Raw genomic sequence first — 15,993 nt, forward strand, 5'->3', positions numbered from 1 at the left:
CTGCCGGTCCGGGATGAGCAGACACACCACCTTCGTCGCCGTGGGCGACTCCTTCACCGAGGGCATGTCCGACGAACTGCCCGACGGCACCTGCCGCGGCTGGGCCGACCTGGTCGCCGCGCGCCTGGCCCAGGACACGCCCGGGTTCCGCTACGCCAACCTCGCCGTGCGCGGGAAGCTGGTCGGCCAGATCGTCGACGAGCAGGTCGGCTTGGCCGCGGCGATGCGACCGGACCTGGTCAGCTTCGCGGGCGGCATGAACGACGTCATGCGCCCCGGCTGCGACATCGACCTGGTCCTGCGGCGGGTCGACGAGGCCGCCGACCGCCTGGCCGCGTCGGCGGGCAGGCTGCTGCTGTTCCGGGTGATCGACCCCACCCGGCGCATGCGCAGCAGCGCGCGCCTGCTGCCGCGGATCAACCGGCTGATCGCCGCCGTCGACGCGGCGGCCGAGCGGCACGGCGCGATCGTGGTCGACCTGTTCTCGGCGCGGGTGTTCGACTCGCCCGCGCTGTGGGCCGACGACCGCATCCACCTCAACGCCGAGGGCCACCGCAGGGTGGCCGAGGCCGTGCTGTGCGCGCTGGGCCGCGACCCCGAGTTCGCCTGGGACGCCCCCGTCCCGCCCGCCCCGCCGCTGCCGTGGCGCGAGCGCGCCGCGGCCGAGCTGCGCTGGGCGCGCACGCACGCCCTGCCGTGGATCGGGCGCAGGCTGACCGGCCGCTCCTCCGGCGACGGCCGCCCGCCCAAGCGCCCGGACCTGACCCCGGTCACGCCGTAGCGGCCAGCTCCCCCAGGTGCGCCCGCAGCTGGGCGACCGCGGCGCGGCCCGCCCGGTTGGCCCCGATCGTGCTGGCCGACGGCCCGTAGCCGACCAGGTGGATGCGCGGGTCGGCGGTCACGCGGGTGCCGGTCATCGCGATGCCGCCGCCCGGCGACCGCAGCCGCAAGGGGGCCAGGTGGTCGAGGGCGGCGCGGAAGCCGGTCGCCCACAGGATGGTGTCGACCGCGGTCTCGCCGCCGTCGGCCCAGCGCACGCCGGTCGGGGTGATCTCGGTGAACACCGGCCTGCGCGCCAGCAGCCCGGAGGCGATGCCCGCCTCGATGCGCGGGGTGAGCGCGAGGTCGGTGACGCTGACCACGCTCGCGGGCGGCAGCCCGGCGGCGACCCGCTCGGCGACCTTGGCGACCGCGGCGCGGCCCCACTCCGGGGTGAACGGCTCGGCGCGGAAGACCGGTGGGCGGCGGGTGGCCCAGATCACCTCGGCGGCCACCGGCCCGATCTCCAGCACCGCCTCGATCGCCGAGGTCCCGCCGCCGACGACCACCACGCGCTCGCCGCGGAAGTCCTCGGGCGAGCGGTAGTCGACGCTGTGCAGCTGGCGGCCGCGGAAGGTCTCCTGGCCCGGGTAGCGCGGCCAGAAGGGCTTGTCCCAGGTGCCGGTGGCGTTGATCAGCGCGCGGGTGGTCCATGCGGCGCCGTCCTCCGCGGTGACCAGCAGGCGGCCGTCGCCCGCCTCGGCCACCGACCGCACCCGGACCGGCCTGCGCACGGGCAGGTCGAACTCGGCTTCGTAGCGGCCGAAGTAGTCGCTGATGGCCGCCGCGGCAGGCCGGGTCGGGTCGGCCGGGGGCAGGGCCATGCCCGGCAGGCTGTGGAAGCCGTGGACGTGCTCCATCACCAGCCCCGGCCTGCGGTGGGCCCACGCGCCGCCCGGCGTCGGGTTGGCGTCGAGGACGACGAAGTCCATGCCGTGCCTGCGCAGGAAGTAGGCGCTGGACAGGCCCGCCTGCCCGGCGCCGATCACCACCACGTCGGTATCCACACCGACGTCAACGCTCAGGCGGTCGACGAAATGCCCGGGCGCTCCAGGTAGGTCTTGTTCGGCGGGGCGAAGCCGAAGCCCGCGTAGAGGCCGTGGGCGTCGTTGGTGTGCAGCATCCAGCGGAACTGCGCGCCCGGCCCCTCCTCGATCATCCGGTGCACCAGCGCCTTGCCCAGGCCCTGCCCGCGGGCGCGCTCCAGCACGAACACATCCGCCAGGTAGGCCGAGCCGACCCCGTCGGACATCGCCCGCGCGAAGCCGACCTGCGCGCCGGTCGCGGTCTCGTACACCCCCACCACCCGCCACGCGCCGCGCAGCTGGGCCTCGAACTGCTCCCGGGTGCGCCAGCGGCCCCAGTACGGCTCGGTGGACAGGTACGCCCACACGGCGTCGACGTCGATGCGGTCCGGGTCGTCGTCTAATTCGTACACGCGCGCGAACCTACCTGCCCGCGGCGTAGCGGGCAGGTGATATCCCGACCGCGGCGCGGAACTCGCGGCTGAAGTGCGCCTGGTCGCTGAAGCCCAGGTCGGCGGCCAGCGCGGCCCAGTCGACCGCGCCCCCGGCGTCGACCTTGGCCGCGGCGTCGTGCATCCGGTAGCGGCGGATCACCCACTTCGGGCCGACGCCGACGTACTCGTTGAACAGCCGCTGCACCGAGCGCACCGTGCGGCCGAACCGCTCGGCGAGCTCGTCGACCCTGGTCAGCCCGCGGTCCTCGGCGATGGCGGCCACCAGCGCGCGGACCTCGTCGACCGCGGGGTCGGCTGGCGGGCGCAGCGGCAGCAGCAGGGCGTCGACCTCGTCGGCCTCAGGCACGCGGTTGGTGGGCAGGCCGGGCACCAGCTCGGCCGCGGCGAAGCGCTGGTCGGTCAGCACCGAGACCCGCCTGCCCAGCCACGGCCGGAAGCCGCCAGCGTGGAAGCGCACCCCGAGCACGTGCCCGCGCCCGACGAGCGTGCGCCGGAACAGCCCGTGCAGGACCCCGTACACCCAGGCGCCGTCGGGCTCGAACACCAGGTGCACGTTGGGGTGCGGCACGACCCGCTGGGTGAACTCCTCGGCGAGGTCCCAGGAGACCTGCCAGTAGTACTCCACGAACGGGGCCAGCGCCGGGGCGGGCGGGATCTTGCGCAGGTCGAACTTCGTGCGCGCCGTCCTGGGATCCAGGACGCCGGGGCTCACGTGGTCCAACTGCTGCACGCGGTTCACGGTAGACGCGCGCACCGACAGCCGTCGCGTTTGTTCAAGACACCGGGATTACGGTCGTTGGCATGGAACAGGACCTGATGGAGAAGGTGGCAGCCGCCGCCGTGGACATCGCCGCCAACGTCAAACCCGACCAGTACGACCTGCCGACCCCGTGCGCCGAGTACGACGTGCGCGCGCTCATCAACCACTTCACCCACTGGTCGGCGATCGTCCTGGAGCGGGCGGGCCGCAAGCAGCCGCCGCCGACCGACGGCGCGGAGGACGAGAGCACCGACTACGCCGCCAAGCCCGATTGGCCCGCGTTCTTCGCCACCCACGTGCAGCGCTCGGTCGCCGCGTGGCGCGAGCCGGGCGCCTGGGAGGGCGAGACGGTGCTGGCCTCCAGCCCGATGCCCGCGGCCACGATCGGCACGATGATGACCGCCGAGCTGGCCCTGCACGGCTGGGACCTCGCCGCGGCCACCGGCCAGACCTACACGCTGCCCGACGACGTGGCCGACGGCCTGCTGCGCACGGTGGAGAGCATGGCGGACATGGCGCGCCAGTGGGGCGCGTTCGGCCCGCAGGTGAGCGTCCCGGCGGACGCGCCCGCCCTCGACCGGGCCGTGGCGCTCAGCGGCCGCGACCCGGGGTGGAAGCCGTAGCCCCTCCCGGCATGGCAGTCTCGCGGGCATGGCGTGGGACGTGCTGGTGGTGGGCGGCGGGATAGCCGGGGTGTCGGTGGCCGCCGAGCTGGCCGCCCGCGGGTCGGTGCTGCTGGTGGAGGCCGAGGCCGAGCTGGCCAGGCACACCACCGGCCGCTCCGCCGCGGTCTACCTGCCCTCCTACGGCGGCCCGGTGGTCCGCGCGCTCACCGCGGCCTCCCGCGCCCGCTTCCCCGACGGCGTGCTCACCCCGCGCGACATGCTCTGGGTGACCACCGACGGGCCGTCCCCCGGGCGGCCGGGGGCGCGGCCGATCGACGTCGCGCGGGCGTGCGAGGTCTGCTCGGCGCTGCGGCCTGCGGCCATCACCGCCGCCGAGCTGGACGAGGGCACCGCCGACATCGACGCGATGGGCCTGCACCAGTCCTACGTCCGCGCCCTGCGCGCCGCGGGCGGGCAGATCCGCCGCGGCGCGCCGGTCACCGCCCTGACCAGGGACGGAGCGGGCTGGCGGGTCACCGCGGGCGGCGAGGAGGTCCGCGCGGGCACGGTCGTGGCCGCCGCCGGGGCGTGGACCGACCACCTCGCCGACCTGGCGGGCGTGCCGCGGCTGGGCCTGCGGCCGCTGCGCCGGACCATCGCCATCGCCGCGGGCGGGCCGGTCGACCCGGGGTGGCCGCTGGTCGCCGACACCGCCGAGCGCTTCTACTTCCGCCCCGAGTCCGGGGCGCTGCTGGTCTCGCCCGCCGACGAGACCCCCAGCGAGCCCTGCGACGCCCGGCCCGACGACCTCGACGTCGCGCTGGCCATCGACCGGGTCAACGCCGTCACCACCCTCGGCCTGCGCACGGTCCGCACCGCCTGGGCCGGGCTGCGCACCTTCGCCCCCGACCGCGATCCCGTCGTCGGCGCCAGCGCCGAGCACCCCGGCTTCGCGTTCTTCGCAGGCCAGGGCGGCTACGGCATCCAGATGGCCCCCGCGCTCGCCGCGCTGGGGGCCGCGCTGATCGCAGGCGAGACCCCGCCAGCCGACATCGCCGTCCCGCCTGCCGCGCTTTCACCGGATCGGTTCGTGTGACTAGTGTTACGCGCCAGTAAGCCGGAGGGAGCCCCCATGACGGACATGCGGTCGCGGCTCGCCGAGATCGTCGGCGCGGCCCACGTGCGCGACGGCGCGGACGCCGCCGAGGACTACGCCAAGGACGAGGGGCTGACCAGCGTCGCCACCCGGCCCGCGTTCGTGGTGACCCCCGCGGGGGCCGCCGAGGTCGCCGAGGTCCTCAAGCTCGCCACCGCCACCGGCACGCCGGTGACCGCCCGCGGCTCGGGCACCGGCCTGTCCGGGGCTGCGGTGCCGCGGCCGGAGTCGATCCTGGTGTCCTTCGAGCGGATGGCCCAGGTGCTGGAGATCGACACCGACAACCACGTCGCCGTCGTCCAGCCCGGCGTCACGCTGCGCGACCTCGACGCCAAGACCGCCGAGCACGGCCTGGTCTACCCGGTGTTCCCCGGCGAGCTGGGCGGCAGCCTCGGCGGCAACGTGGCCACCAACGCGGGCGGCATGCGCGCGGTCCGCTACGGCGTCACCCGCCACCACGTGCTCGGCGTCGAGGCCGTGCTGGCCACCGGCGAGGTGATCCGCTGCGGCGGCAAGTACGTCAAGGCCAGCACCGGCTACGACCTGACCCAGCTCATCGTCGGCTCGGAGGGCACGCTCGCCCTGGTCACCGAGGCCACGCTCAAGCTGCAGCCGCGCGTGGCCCACCAGGCCACCGTGCTCGCCCCCTTCGGCGACCTGGCCGCCGTGGTGCAGGCCGTGCCGAAGGTGGTCGCCAGCGGCATCGGCCCGCTCATCCTGGAGTACATCGACGCGATGACCATGGGCGCGATCACCTACACCCACGACCTGCAGCTGGGCATCCCCGACCAGGTGCGCGACACCTCCCAGGCGTACCTGGTGGTCATGCTGGAGAACCGCGACCCCGAGCGCCTCGACGACGACGTGGCCGCCACCGGCGAGCTGCTCACCGACCTCGGCGCGGTCGACGCCTACGTGCTGCCCGGCCCGTCGGCTCGCCGCCTGATCGAGGCCCGCGAGCAGGCGTTCCACACCGCCAAGAGCGCAGGGGCCGACGACATCATCGACACGGTCCTGCCGCGCGCCGCGCTGCCGGAGTTCATGGCCCGGGTGCAGCGCATCGCCCAGGCGAGCGAGACCTTCGTCGTCGGCTGCGGGCACGCAGGCGACGGCAACGTCCACCTCGCGGTGTTCCAGAAGGACCCCGACAAGCGCGCCAAGGCGCTGCGCGAGCTGTTCGCCACCAGCATGGAGCTGGGCGGGGCGATCTCCGGCGAGCACGGCGTCGGCCATGCCAAGAAGGCCTACTTCCTCGACCTGGAGGACCCGGCCAAGATCGCCCTGATGCGGCGGATCAAGCAGGCGTTCGACCCCGAGGGCGTGCTCAACCCTGGCGTCCTCATCGACTGACGGAAACGGATCACATGAACGGGGCACAATCGCTCATCCACACCCTCGTCGACTCCGGCGTCGAGGTCTGCTTCGCCAACCCGGGCACCTCGGAGATGCACTTCGTCGCGGCGCTGGACGCCGTGCCGCGGATGCGCGGGGTGCTGGCGCTGGCCGAGGGCGTGGTGACCGGCGCGGCCGACGGGTACGGCCGGATGGCCGACAAGCCGGCGGCGACCCTGCTGCACCTGGGCCCCGGCCTGGTCAACGGCATGGCGAACCTGCACAACGCCCGCCGCGCGCACACCCCGGTGGTCAACGTCATCGGCGACCACGCGCTGTCCCACAAGGGCTTCGACGCGCCGCTGGAGTCCGACATCGACGCGCTCAACGGCTGGACCCGCGGCTGGAGCCGCACCTCGACCGACACCGCCGCGGTGGGCAAGGACGCCGCCGAGGCCGTCGCCGCCGCGCGCGGGGGGCGCATCGCCAACCTGGTGCTGCCCGCCGACGTCTCCTGGGGCGAGGGCGGGCAGCCCGCCGCCGAGGTGGTCCCGCCCGCGCCGCAGGCGGTGGACGAGGCGCGCATCGCCGAGATCGCGGGCGTGCTCGGCGAGTCGACCGTCATCCTGCTCGGCGCAGGCGCCACCCGGGAGCGGGGGCTGCGCGCCGCCAGCCGGATCGCCGCCGCGACCGGGGCCAAGCTGTTCGCCGAGACCTTCCCGGCCCGCATCGAGCGCGGCGCGGGCCTGCCCGCCGTCGACCGCCTCGGCTACCTCGCCGAGCAGGTGCAGTGGCAGCTCACCGGGGTGACGACGCTGGTGCTGGTCGGGGCGAAGGCGCCGGTGTCGTTCTTCGCCTACCCCGGCAAGGCCAGCGAGCTGACCCCCGAGGGGTGCGCGGTGCACACCCTGGCGGAGCTGGGCGAGGACGCCGCCGACGCCCTCGACCGCCTCGCCGACCGCGTCGCCGCGGGCGTCGAGCCGGTCCTGCAGGCCCCCAGCCGCCCGGCGCTGCCCAGCGGCGACCTCACCCCGCAGAACTGGGCCGAGGTGGTCGGCGCGCTGCTGCCCGAGGGCGCGATCGTCTCCGACGAGGCCAACACCTCCGGCCTCATGATCCCGATGACCACCGCGGGCGCGCCCCGCCACGACGTGCTCACCCTGACCGGCGGCGCGATCGGCCAGGGCCTTCCGGTGGCCGTCGGCGCGGCGGTGGCCTGCCCGGACCGCCCGGTGATCTGCCTGCAGTCCGACGGCTCGGCGATGTACACCATCTCGGCGCTGTGGACGATGGCGCGGGAGAACCTGGACGTCACCACGATCCTGCTCAACAACCGCGCCTACGCCATCCTGCGGGTGGAGCTGTCCCGGGTGGGCGCGGAGGCCGCCGGGCCGAAGGCCAACTCGCTGCTCGACCTGTCCACCCCGGACCTGGACTTCGTCGCCATCGCCACCGGGATGGGCGTGCCCGCCACCCGGGCGCGCACGGCCGAGGAGCTGGCCGAGCAGTTCCAGCGGGCGCTGGCCGAGCCGGGCCCGCACCTGATCGAGGCGATGGTGCCCCCGCTGCTCTGAGCGGACGTGCGGGCGCCCCCGTCCCGCCCGGTCGGGACTGGGGGCGCCACGCCGCCGTTAAGCCTGCCGCGGGTTCAGCCGCCCGCGCCCTCCTCGATGTCGACGGCGTCCTCGTCGTGCTCGTGCTCGTCGCCCTGGTCGTCGCTCTCGTGGTCTGCGTAGTCCTCGTGGTCTGCGTTGGCCTCGTGACCTGCGTAGTCCTCTTCGTCATCGTCGTCCCAGACCACCCACTCCTCCAGCTGGGTCCAGGACACGCCGTCGGCCTGGGCGTGGATGAGCCAGGAGCCGTAGGACTGCCAGTCGCCGTACCAGAGGGTGTGCGGGTCGCCCTGGCTGCCGCCTGCGCCGGGGTCGATGAGGACGTGGCCGTCGGGTTCGACCGGGTGGCCGTTGGTGGCGGTCGCCGAGCTGGCGGCCAGGCCGCAGGCGAACAGCGCCGCGCCGATGATGGTGCCGAGTCGCCTTGCCGTGGTGCGCATCAAGTCACTCCTAGCTGGACGGACGATACGGTCACCTCGACTCTGGCACGCTCCAGGCCACACTGGACAGTCAGCGGTTCGAGTGGACCTGGCCGTCCCCGACTCGCGCGATCCGGTCGGCGTCCGCACCCACCGCGACGGCCCCCGCGCAGCGCGGCAGGCCAAACCCAACGACCGGGTGGACCCGATCGGGCCGTCAGGGTGACTCGTCAACCACCACCGGGCCCGGCGCCTCGCGGTCGGCGGCCGGGGCGCGCCGCTCGTCGACCCGGTTGCGGCGGGCGGCCTCGTTCACCTCGATCATGTCGGCAGCCCAGTCGCCGATCTCCCTGGCCACGTCGCGGACGGCGGTCGTGATGATCTGCGCGATCCGGCCTACGTGGTCGGCCGCGGAATCCGCCATCTCCTGGATGGTGTCCCTGCGCGTGTCGAACTCGCTGACCATCGGCTGCTCCCCAACTCGCGCCGCGCGCCGTGCGCGGTCGCACTCGACGGTACCGCTCCCGCGCCCCCGCAGCCGGTCCGGCGGCAGTGTCCACAGCAGACGCGGACGCCGCCGCCCCGGCCGGCCCCCTCGGCGGTCGGCGTAGCCGGGGGTCCGCCGAATGCCGTCGATGGCCACCGACAACCGGACGAATTACCCAGATCGGAACCGCGTCACCCACCCGTGGCGGCGGCGGTGGCGGTGATCGTGTCCGAAGTGGTTTGGTGCACGGTTGTCACCTGAACGAGGAGCTTCCGGGTGGCTAGCGGAGGTGAGCCGGTTCGGCATATTCACCGAGGCTGTCAAGGTAACGGTGGTGTCAGGTAGCTGTAGCGCCACCGTCGAGTCTCTACTTCGGTGAAGCCTTGTGCACCAGAAATGGAGCGCCGGTCGAGGCTGGTTGTCAACGTGGAAAGCTGTTAAAACCGCAACAAGGTGGTCGGATACCAGGTGGAACACGCGCGTACGCTCACCGGGGTGAGCGAAGTGGCCCTCGGGATCCGGCAGGAACGCAAACGACGCACCCGGCAGGCGCTGCTGGACGCCGCCTTGCGCCTGCTGGAGCGCAGCAGCCTGGCCGGGCTGAGCCTGCGCGAGGTCACCCGCGAGGTCGGGATCGTCCCCACCGCCTTCTACCGGCACTTCGCCTCGATGGACGAGCTCGGCGTCGCCCTGGTCGAGGAGAGCATGCGCACGCTGCGCGGCATGCTTCGCGACGCCCGCCGCGCCAAAGTGGACGATGCCATCCGCGGCTCGGTGCGGATCATCGCCGACGAGGTGCTCGCCCACGAGAACCACTTCCGCTTCCTGGTCCGCGAGCGCCACGGCGGCGTCCCCGAGGTGCGCCGGGCCATCGCCACCGAGCTGCGCTTCGTCGGCAGCGAGCTGGCCACCGACCTGGCCCGCTTCCCGGGGCTGTCCGCGTGGGGCACCGAGGACCTGCGGATGGCCGCCGACCTGATGGTCTCGGGCATGCTCGGCATCGTCACCGCCCTGCTGGACTGCCCGCGCGACCCCGAGCACGTCGCCGAGGCGATGCGGGTGGGGGAGCGGCAGCTGCGGATCATCGCCCTGGGCATGGCGCAGTGGCGCGGCCGGGGCGCGTAGCGGCGGCAAGCCGGACGTACGGACTGCGAATTTCGCAGGCATCCGCGCAGGTCAGAACCTGGTTGCCGGGTAACGGCAACTGGCATGCCCTGCCGCGGGCCACCCCGGAGGTGGTAAACCATCGCCTGTGACGGCCAACACTCGCGTAGGCGTCCCGAAGGAGTCCGCTCCGGGTGAGCGGCGGGTGGCGCTGGTGCCCAAAGTCGTCGAACGGCTGCGCGCCCGCGGCGTCGACGTCGTCATCGAGCCGGGCGCGGCCACCGCGGCCCTGATCCCCGACGCGGCCTACACCGCCGCGGGCGCCGTGCTCGGCGACCCGTGGCAGGCCGACCTGGTGGTCAAGGTCGCCGCCCCCACCGCCGACGAGGTGGCCCGGCTCAAACCCGGGGCGGCGGTGATCGGCTTCCTGGCCCCGCTCACCGACCCGGCGGGCGTCGCGGCGCTCAAGGCCGCCGGGGTCACCGGGTTCGCGATGGAGTCCATCCCGCGCATCTCCCGCGCCCAGTCGATGGACGCGCTGTCCTCGCAGGCCAACGTCGCCGGGTACCGCGCCGCGCTGCTGGCCGCCGAGCGGCTGACCCGGTTCTTCCCGATGCTCACCACCGCGGCGGGCACCGTCCCGCCTGCCAAGGTGCTCGTCCTCGGCGCGGGCGTCGCCGGCCTGCAAGCCCTGGCCACCGCCCGCAGGCTCGGCGCCCACACCACCGGCTACGACGTGCGCCCCGAGGTCGCCGAGCAGGTCCGCTCGGTCGGCGCGCAGTGGCTGGACCTGGGCATCGAGGCCACCGGCAGCGGCGGCTACGCCCGCGCCCTCACCGACGCCGAGCGCGCCGAGCAGCAGCGCCAGCTCGGCAAGGCCATCGGCGGCTTCGACGCGGTGATCACCACCGCCCAGGTCCCCGGCAAGCCGGCACCGCGGCTGGTCACCGCCGAGGCCGTGCGCGGGATGCGGCCGGGCGCGGTGGTCGTCGACCTCGCCGGGGAGTCCGGCGGCAACTGCGAGCTGAGCGAGCCCGGCGGCACCGTCGTGGCCTACGACGTCACCGTCACCGCCCCGCTGAACCTGCCCGCCACCATGCCCGAGCACGCCAGCGAGCTGTACGCGCGCAACGTGCTCGCCCTGATCGAACTGCTCATCACCGACGACGGCGCGCTCGCGCCCGACTTCGCCGACGAGATCGTGCGCGGGGCGTGCGTGACGCGGGAGGGGGAGTAGATGCTGCTGCAGAACCTGGCGGTGCTCGTGCTCGCGGGCTTCGTCGGCTTCCTGGTGATCTCCAAGGTGCCCAACACCCTGCACACCCCGCTGATGTCGGGCACCAACGCCATCCACGGCATCGTGCTCCTCGGCGGCCTGATCGTGCTCGGCCTGGGCGCCGAGGGCACGCTGGACAAGATCCTGCTGGTCATCGCCATCGCCTTCGGCACCATCAACGTCGTCGGCGGCTTCCTCGTCACCGACCGCATGCTCGGCATGTTCAAGGGCCGCTCGGACAAGGACGGCAAGCGATGACGGCGGTCCAGATCCTCTACATCGTCGCCTTCGCCCTCTTCGTCTACGGGCTCATGGGGCTGACCGGCCCCCGCACGGCCGTGCGCGGCAACTGGATCGCCGCGGCGGGCATGGGCGTGGCCGTGGTCGCCACGCTGATGATCCCCGGCATGGGCAACTGGTGGCTGATCCTGCTCGGCCTGGCCATCGGCACCGCGGTCGGCGTGCCGTCGGCGCGGCAGGTGAAGATGACCGCGATGCCGCAGATGGTCGCGCTGTTCAACGGCGTCGGCGGCGGCGCGGTCGCGCTGATCGCCTGGGTGGAGTTCCGCCAGACCGAGGGCTACGCCCACGAGGCGGCCTACGTCGCAGTCGCCAGCCTGTTCGCCGCGCTGGTCGGCTCGATCTCCTTCTGGGGCTCGCTGATCGCCTTCGGCAAGCTGCAGGAGGTCCTGCCCGGGCGGCCGATCGGCGCGGGCAAGCTCCAGCAGCCGATCAACCTGCTGCTGTTCGCGGGCGCGCTCGCCTGCGGGGTCGCCATCGTCGCCGGGGCGTCGGCCGAGCTGCTGGTCATCGGGCTGCTGGTGCTGGCGGCCGCGCTGGGCGTGCTGGTGGTGCTGCCCATCGGCGGGGCGGACATGCCGGTGGTCATCTCCCTGCTCAACGCGCTCACCGGGCTGAGCGCCGCGGCGATGGGCCTGGCGCTGGACAACACCGCGCTGATCGTCGCGGGCATGATCGTCGGCGCGTCCGGCACGATCCTGACCAACCTGATGGCCAAGGCGATGAACCGCTCCATCCCGGCCATCGTGGCGGGCGGCTTCGGCGGGGGCGGCGGCCCGGCCGCCGAGGTCGACGGCGACCGCACCGTCCGGCGCACCAGCGCCGCCGACGCCGCGATCCAGCTCGCCTACGCCAACCAGGTCGTCGTGGTGCCCGGCTACGGCATGGCCGTCGCGCAGGCCCAGCACGCCGTGCGCGAGATGGCCGACCTGCTGGAGGCCCGCGGCGTCGCGGTCTACTACGCCATCCACCCGGTGGCGGGCCGCATGCCCGGCCACATGAACGTCCTGCTCGCCGAGGCCGACGTGCCCTACGAGCGGCTCAAGGAGATGGACGAGATCAACGGCGAGTTCGCCCGCACCGACGTCGCCCTGGTGATCGGCGCCAACGACGTCACCAACCCCGCCGCGCGCACCGACCCCTCGTCGCCGATCTACGGCATGCCGATCCTCAACGTCGACGAGAGCCGGTCGGTGATCGTCCTCAAGCGGGGCATGGCCACCGGCTTCGCGGGCGTGGACAACACCCTGTACTTCGACCCCAAGACGGCGATGCTCTTCGGCGACGCGAAGGCATCGGTGTCCGAGGTGACCGAGGAGCTGAAGAACCTGTAGCCGCGACCGCGAAAGACCAGCTTATTCGCTGGTCGCGCGGGTATCGGCGAAAGGCGTCGGCGCTGGCGGCCGCCCACCGGATTCCACATCCTGGGCGCCAGGGCGCGGGGTCGACCCGCCACCGCCCGCCCTCGACCGAATTGACAGACACCCGTCACCCGGGTGCCTGCCAACCCCGCGGACTAGCTGTGCGCTTCCTGGAATCGCATCACCAGCGCCTGCGGGATGCGGCCGCGCTCGGCGATGGCCTCGCCCTGGCTGCGGGCCCATTCCCGGATGGCCTGGTTGTCCGGCTTGTCGGCGGCCTGGGCCTTGCGCGCCGCGCCCTTGCCGCGCTTGCCCCCGGTCTTGCGGGCGTGGCCGACGAACTCCGCCAGCGACTCGCGCAGGCGGGCGGCGTTCTCCGCGGACAGATCGATCAGGAAGTCCGTGCCGTCGAGGGCGAAGGCGACGGTCTCGTCGGCCTTGCCACCGTCGAGATCATCCACCAACTCGACAACGGTCTTCTGTGCCACGGTTTCCTCCGCGTGTGTGTGCCAGTCTGGGAATCGGCTTGTCGGAATATCCCCCCGCCGATGCTCATGAGCTTATCGGCACCACCCGCCCGCCGACATCGGGCCGCGCCGAGATGCCCGAAACGGCTGCCGGAACAATCTCCGGGCGCAATTGTGCCGTTGCCTTCGAACAAGGCATTTCGCTAGCCGGTGACCGCCAGCCGCAGCGCCCGGTCGGCGATCCCGCGCAGGTCCGGGTCGGCGGGGTCGGACGGTTTGTCCAGCCAGACGGCCTGCACGACTTTCACGCTGTTGCCCTCGCGGCCGGTGACGAAGACCGCGGAGTCGAAGGCCGGGGCGAGCCCGTCGGGCCACGCGCCGTTGACGTCGCGGACGCCGCCGGTGCCCGGCTGCTCGGCCACCGCCCGCAGCTCCGCGGCCGTGGCGCTCGCGGCGAAGCGCAGCACCGCCACCAGCACCGCGGCCCGGTCGCCGCCCGCGGTGGCCGCGTAGCGGACCCGGACGACCTCGTCGCAGCGGTTGCGCTCCAGCCAGGCCCGCACGTCCCCGTACGCCGCCGCCGCGCAGTCCGGCCCGGCGGTCGTGCCGTGCTCGGTGAACGCCACGCCGTCCACGCCGACGGGCGCGGCCGGGCGCGGCTGCTGCTGCGGCGGCGCCTGCGACGCGGAGTCGCCCGAGCCGATGGCCAGCACCACCCCGACGACCAGCAGCAGCACGACCAGCGCAGCGGCGGCGACCGGCAGCCAGCGCGGCCCGCGCCGCGCCACCTGCCCGCGCGGCGCTGGCGTGGGCGCGCGGACGGCGGACTTGGGGATGAACGTGGTCGCCGCGGCGGGCGCGGTCTCCGGGAACCCCTCGGCGACCAGCTCCGCCACGCCCAGCCGCGCCTGCGGGTGCAGCGCCTCCAGGATCTTCATGGCCTGCGGGGCCGCGCACGGGTGGTCGTAGCCCGCCAGCTCGCGCGCCGCGGTCAGCAGCGTCAGGGGTTCCGGGTGCAGGATGCGCACCCCGCGCACGAGATCGGCCGTGGGCTGCACGACCTGCTTGACGTAGGGCCCGACGGCGATCACCACGCCCACCGGCAGCGGCTCGACCCGCGCGGCCTGGAGCCGCTCGGTGACCGCGGCGCCCGCGGCCAGCGCCTCAGCGCCCGGGTTCGCCGACCCGCCCGCGTCCGGGCGCACCAGCGGCCACCCGTCGGTCTTCCAGCCCCCGCCCAGCGGGGCCTCCAGCCGCACCGCCGGGTCCGGCAGGTCGACCCCGGAGACCACGACCACCCCGCGCGGCAGCACCACCACCGCGTCGATGGGCCGGGGGCAGCCCGGGGGGCGCACCCCGATCAGCGCGACCCCGCCGAGCACGGCCCCGCCCTGGCCCCAGGCGGCGAGCGCGGCGCGGACGTCGGCGCCGACCGCGGTGCCGGGTTCCCCGATTCGCACCAGCCGCACGGCACACCTCCCGATCGGCAGGATTCCCGTCAGTATCCGGATCACCACGCTAGCGGGCGCGGTGTTCACCGGAACGGGTGGGCGTGGGGCGCGCGTGGTCTTCGTGGTTCGTGTGGCCAAAGTGTTCGGTTGCGGGCACAATGGCAGCCGGGTAACACCGCGCACGTGCCGAGAGCGGGCAGTCGGGGCGTCGGGGACGTAGGGGAAGACGATCCTCGTCGAGCACCGGAGGTCAGCAGTGAGCACCCGTGGCAACACCCGTGGCGTGGTGTACGTCCACTCGTCGCCGACTGCGGTATGCCCGCACGTCGAGTGGGCGATCTCCGGCACGCTGGAGGTCCGCGCAGAGCTGCGCTGGACACCGCAGCCCGCCGCACCCGGCCAGCTGCGCGCCGAGTACGCCTGGACCGGCGCGCCCGGCAGCGGCGGCAAGCTGGCCGCGGCGCTGCGCGCCTGGCCGATGATCCGCTTCGAGGTCACCGAGGACCCGAGCCCCGGGGTCGACGGCGAGCGCTGGTGCTACGCGCCCGCGCTCGGCATCTGGCACGCCCGCACCAGCGCCAACGGCGACATCGTCGTCGGCGAGGACCAGCTGCGCGCGCTGGCCGCGGGCGCCCGCGCGGGGGAGTCCTTCGCCTTCGGCGTGGACGAGCTGCTCGGCGCGTCCTGGGACGAGGCGCTGGAGCCCTACCGCAGGGCGGGTGACGGCGCGCCCATCACCTGGTTGCACCAGGTGGGCTAGCGTTGGCCGGTGCGCTCCGAACGGCAGACCTGGCTGCTCCCCGCGGTCCTGCTCGCGGTGATGGTCACCGCGGCGGGCGGCCTGCTCGCCCGTGACCTCTACGCCGAGTCGGCCCCGCCCACCCAGCAGCCGGTGCTGCCCAGCGAGACCCCGCTGCCGCGGTCGGAGCAGCCCGGCTCGCGCGCGGTGGAGGGCACCGAGGACGCCGTGCGCCACCCGATGTACGAGACGGTCCGCCAGCTCCTGCAGACGCACTTCGACGCGATCAACGGCCGCAACTACGAGCGCTGGATGACCACGGTCACCTCCGCGCACATCAAGAACCGGCCGGAGGAGGACTGGCGCGCGGCCTACCGCTCGACGCAGGACGGCGGCGTGGTGGTGTACCGGATCGAGAGCGGCCCGCCCGACCAGGCCCGGGTCCTGCTGGGCTTCGTCAGCACCCAGGACATCGCCGACGCGCCCCCGGAGCTGCCGGAGGAGTGCATCCAGTGGCACGTCGTCTACGCCCTGGCCGTGGAGAACGGCGCGTGGCGCATCGACGCGGGCGCGACCGGCGCCAGCCCCCAGCACGAAGCCTGCGCTGAGGGCTGACGGCCGGAA

General features: G+C 74.0%; 18 protein-coding genes. 11 read left to right on the forward strand and 7 right to left on the reverse strand.

The window, feature by feature from the left end; all coding sequences use genetic code 11:
• The first annotated feature begins 13 nt into the window (after positions 1–13).
• Positions 14–781, forward strand: a complete 768-nt coding sequence (locus tag ACWEPX_RS14730; RefSeq protein ID WP_451897667.1) for an SGNH/GDSL hydrolase family protein — start codon at positions 14–16, stop codon at positions 779–781.
• On the opposite strand, the gene ACWEPX_RS14735 is transcribed toward ACWEPX_RS14730, so the two are convergent.
• The 3 genes from ACWEPX_RS14735 to ACWEPX_RS14745 are packed head-to-tail and all read right to left on the reverse strand — an operon-like array spanning position 771 to position 3,029.
• Positions 771–1,826, reverse strand: coding sequence for an FAD-dependent oxidoreductase (locus ACWEPX_RS14735; RefSeq protein ID WP_451897668.1), 1,056 nt, complete (start codon positions 1,824–1,826; stop codon positions 771–773). The genes ACWEPX_RS14730 and ACWEPX_RS14735 overlap by 11 nt on opposite strands.
• Positions 1,827–1,840: 14 nt before the next feature.
• Positions 1,841–2,257 carry a GNAT family N-acetyltransferase gene (locus ACWEPX_RS14740; protein WP_451897669.1) on the reverse strand — a complete coding sequence of 139 codons (417 nt, stop codon included), beginning with the start codon at positions 2,255–2,257 and terminating at the stop codon, positions 1,841–1,843.
• A 10-nt stretch (positions 2,258–2,267) separates the two neighbouring features.
• A complete protein-coding gene (locus ACWEPX_RS14745; RefSeq protein WP_451897670.1) occupies positions 2,268–3,029 on the reverse strand; it encodes an AraC family transcriptional regulator in 762 nt (253 codons plus the stop codon).
• Between the two features lie 71 nt (positions 3,030–3,100).
• On the opposite strand from ACWEPX_RS14745, the gene ACWEPX_RS14750 reads away from it, so the two are divergent.
• Genes ACWEPX_RS14750 through ACWEPX_RS14765 form a run of 4 tightly spaced genes read left to right on the forward strand, consistent with a single transcriptional unit; the run spans position 3,101 to position 7,726 of the window.
• Entirely contained in the window at positions 3,101–3,682 is a 582-nt protein-coding gene (locus tag ACWEPX_RS14750; protein ID WP_451897671.1) for a TIGR03086 family metal-binding protein, read from the forward strand.
• Positions 3,683–3,710: 28 nt separating this feature from the next.
• Entirely contained in the window at positions 3,711–4,760 is a 1,050-nt protein-coding gene (locus ACWEPX_RS14755) for an NAD(P)/FAD-dependent oxidoreductase (protein ID WP_451897672.1), read from the forward strand.
• A gap of 36 nt (positions 4,761–4,796) precedes the next feature.
• Positions 4,797–6,170, forward strand: coding sequence for an FAD-binding oxidoreductase (locus tag ACWEPX_RS14760; protein WP_451897673.1), 1,374 nt, complete (start codon positions 4,797–4,799; stop codon positions 6,168–6,170).
• A gap of 14 nt (positions 6,171–6,184) precedes the next feature.
• Positions 6,185–7,726 carry an acetolactate synthase large subunit gene (locus ACWEPX_RS14765; protein WP_451897674.1) on the forward strand — a complete coding sequence of 514 codons (1,542 nt, stop codon included), beginning with the start codon at positions 6,185–6,187 and terminating at the stop codon, positions 7,724–7,726.
• Between the two features lie 74 nt (positions 7,727–7,800).
• Here the strand turns inward: ACWEPX_RS14765 and ACWEPX_RS14770 are convergent, their stop codons facing one another.
• Positions 7,801–8,205: a hypothetical protein gene (locus tag ACWEPX_RS14770; protein ID WP_451897675.1), complete on the reverse strand. Its 405-nt coding sequence runs from the start codon at positions 8,203–8,205 to the stop codon at positions 7,801–7,803.
• A 196-nt stretch (positions 8,206–8,401) separates the two neighbouring features.
• On the reverse strand, positions 8,402–8,650 hold the full coding sequence (locus tag ACWEPX_RS14775; protein WP_451897676.1) for a hypothetical protein: 249 nt from the start codon (positions 8,648–8,650) through the stop codon (positions 8,402–8,404).
• A 516-nt stretch (positions 8,651–9,166) separates the two neighbouring features.
• Between ACWEPX_RS14775 and ACWEPX_RS14780 the strand changes: the two genes are divergently transcribed.
• From ACWEPX_RS14780 to ACWEPX_RS14795, 4 genes are all read left to right on the forward strand, one after another.
• Positions 9,167–9,796, forward strand: a complete 630-nt coding sequence (locus ACWEPX_RS14780; protein ID WP_451897677.1) for a TetR family transcriptional regulator — start codon at positions 9,167–9,169, stop codon at positions 9,794–9,796.
• Positions 9,797–9,923: 127 nt separating this feature from the next.
• The gene (locus ACWEPX_RS14785; protein ID WP_451897678.1) at positions 9,924–11,012 is read left to right on the forward strand and encodes a Re/Si-specific NAD(P)(+) transhydrogenase subunit alpha; all 1,089 of its coding nucleotides are present in this window, start codon (positions 9,924–9,926) and stop codon (positions 11,010–11,012) included.
• Positions 11,013–11,309 (forward strand): NAD(P) transhydrogenase subunit alpha, encoded by a 297-nt coding sequence (locus ACWEPX_RS14790; protein ID WP_451897679.1) that lies wholly within the window; start codon positions 11,013–11,015, stop codon positions 11,307–11,309.
• Positions 11,306–12,685: an NAD(P)(+) transhydrogenase (Re/Si-specific) subunit beta gene (locus tag ACWEPX_RS14795; RefSeq protein WP_451897680.1), complete on the forward strand. Its 1,380-nt coding sequence runs from the start codon at positions 11,306–11,308 to the stop codon at positions 12,683–12,685. The genes ACWEPX_RS14790 and ACWEPX_RS14795 overlap by 4 nt, the downstream gene beginning before the upstream one ends.
• Before the next feature lie 182 nt (positions 12,686–12,867).
• Here ACWEPX_RS14795 and ACWEPX_RS14800 read toward each other — a convergent pair whose 3' ends face one another.
• A complete protein-coding gene (locus ACWEPX_RS14800; RefSeq protein WP_451897681.1) occupies positions 12,868–13,200 on the reverse strand; it encodes a histone-like nucleoid-structuring protein Lsr2 in 333 nt (110 codons plus the stop codon).
• A 182-nt stretch (positions 13,201–13,382) separates the two neighbouring features.
• A complete protein-coding gene (locus tag ACWEPX_RS14805; RefSeq protein ID WP_451897682.1) occupies positions 13,383–14,648 on the reverse strand; it encodes a hypothetical protein in 1,266 nt (421 codons plus the stop codon).
• A gap of 238 nt (positions 14,649–14,886) precedes the next feature.
• Between ACWEPX_RS14805 and ACWEPX_RS14810 the strand changes: the two genes are divergently transcribed.
• Both ACWEPX_RS14810 and ACWEPX_RS14815 read left to right on the forward strand, forming a co-directional pair.
• The gene (locus tag ACWEPX_RS14810) at positions 14,887–15,390 is read left to right on the forward strand and encodes a DUF3145 domain-containing protein (protein ID WP_451897683.1); all 504 of its coding nucleotides are present in this window, start codon (positions 14,887–14,889) and stop codon (positions 15,388–15,390) included.
• Between the two features lie 9 nt (positions 15,391–15,399).
• Positions 15,400–15,984 carry a hypothetical protein gene (locus tag ACWEPX_RS14815; RefSeq protein ID WP_451897684.1) on the forward strand — a complete coding sequence of 195 codons (585 nt, stop codon included), beginning with the start codon at positions 15,400–15,402 and terminating at the stop codon, positions 15,982–15,984.
• The last annotated feature ends 9 nt before the right edge of the window (positions 15,985–15,993 follow it).

The organism is Actinokineospora sp. NPDC004072 (genome assembly GCF_053604195.1).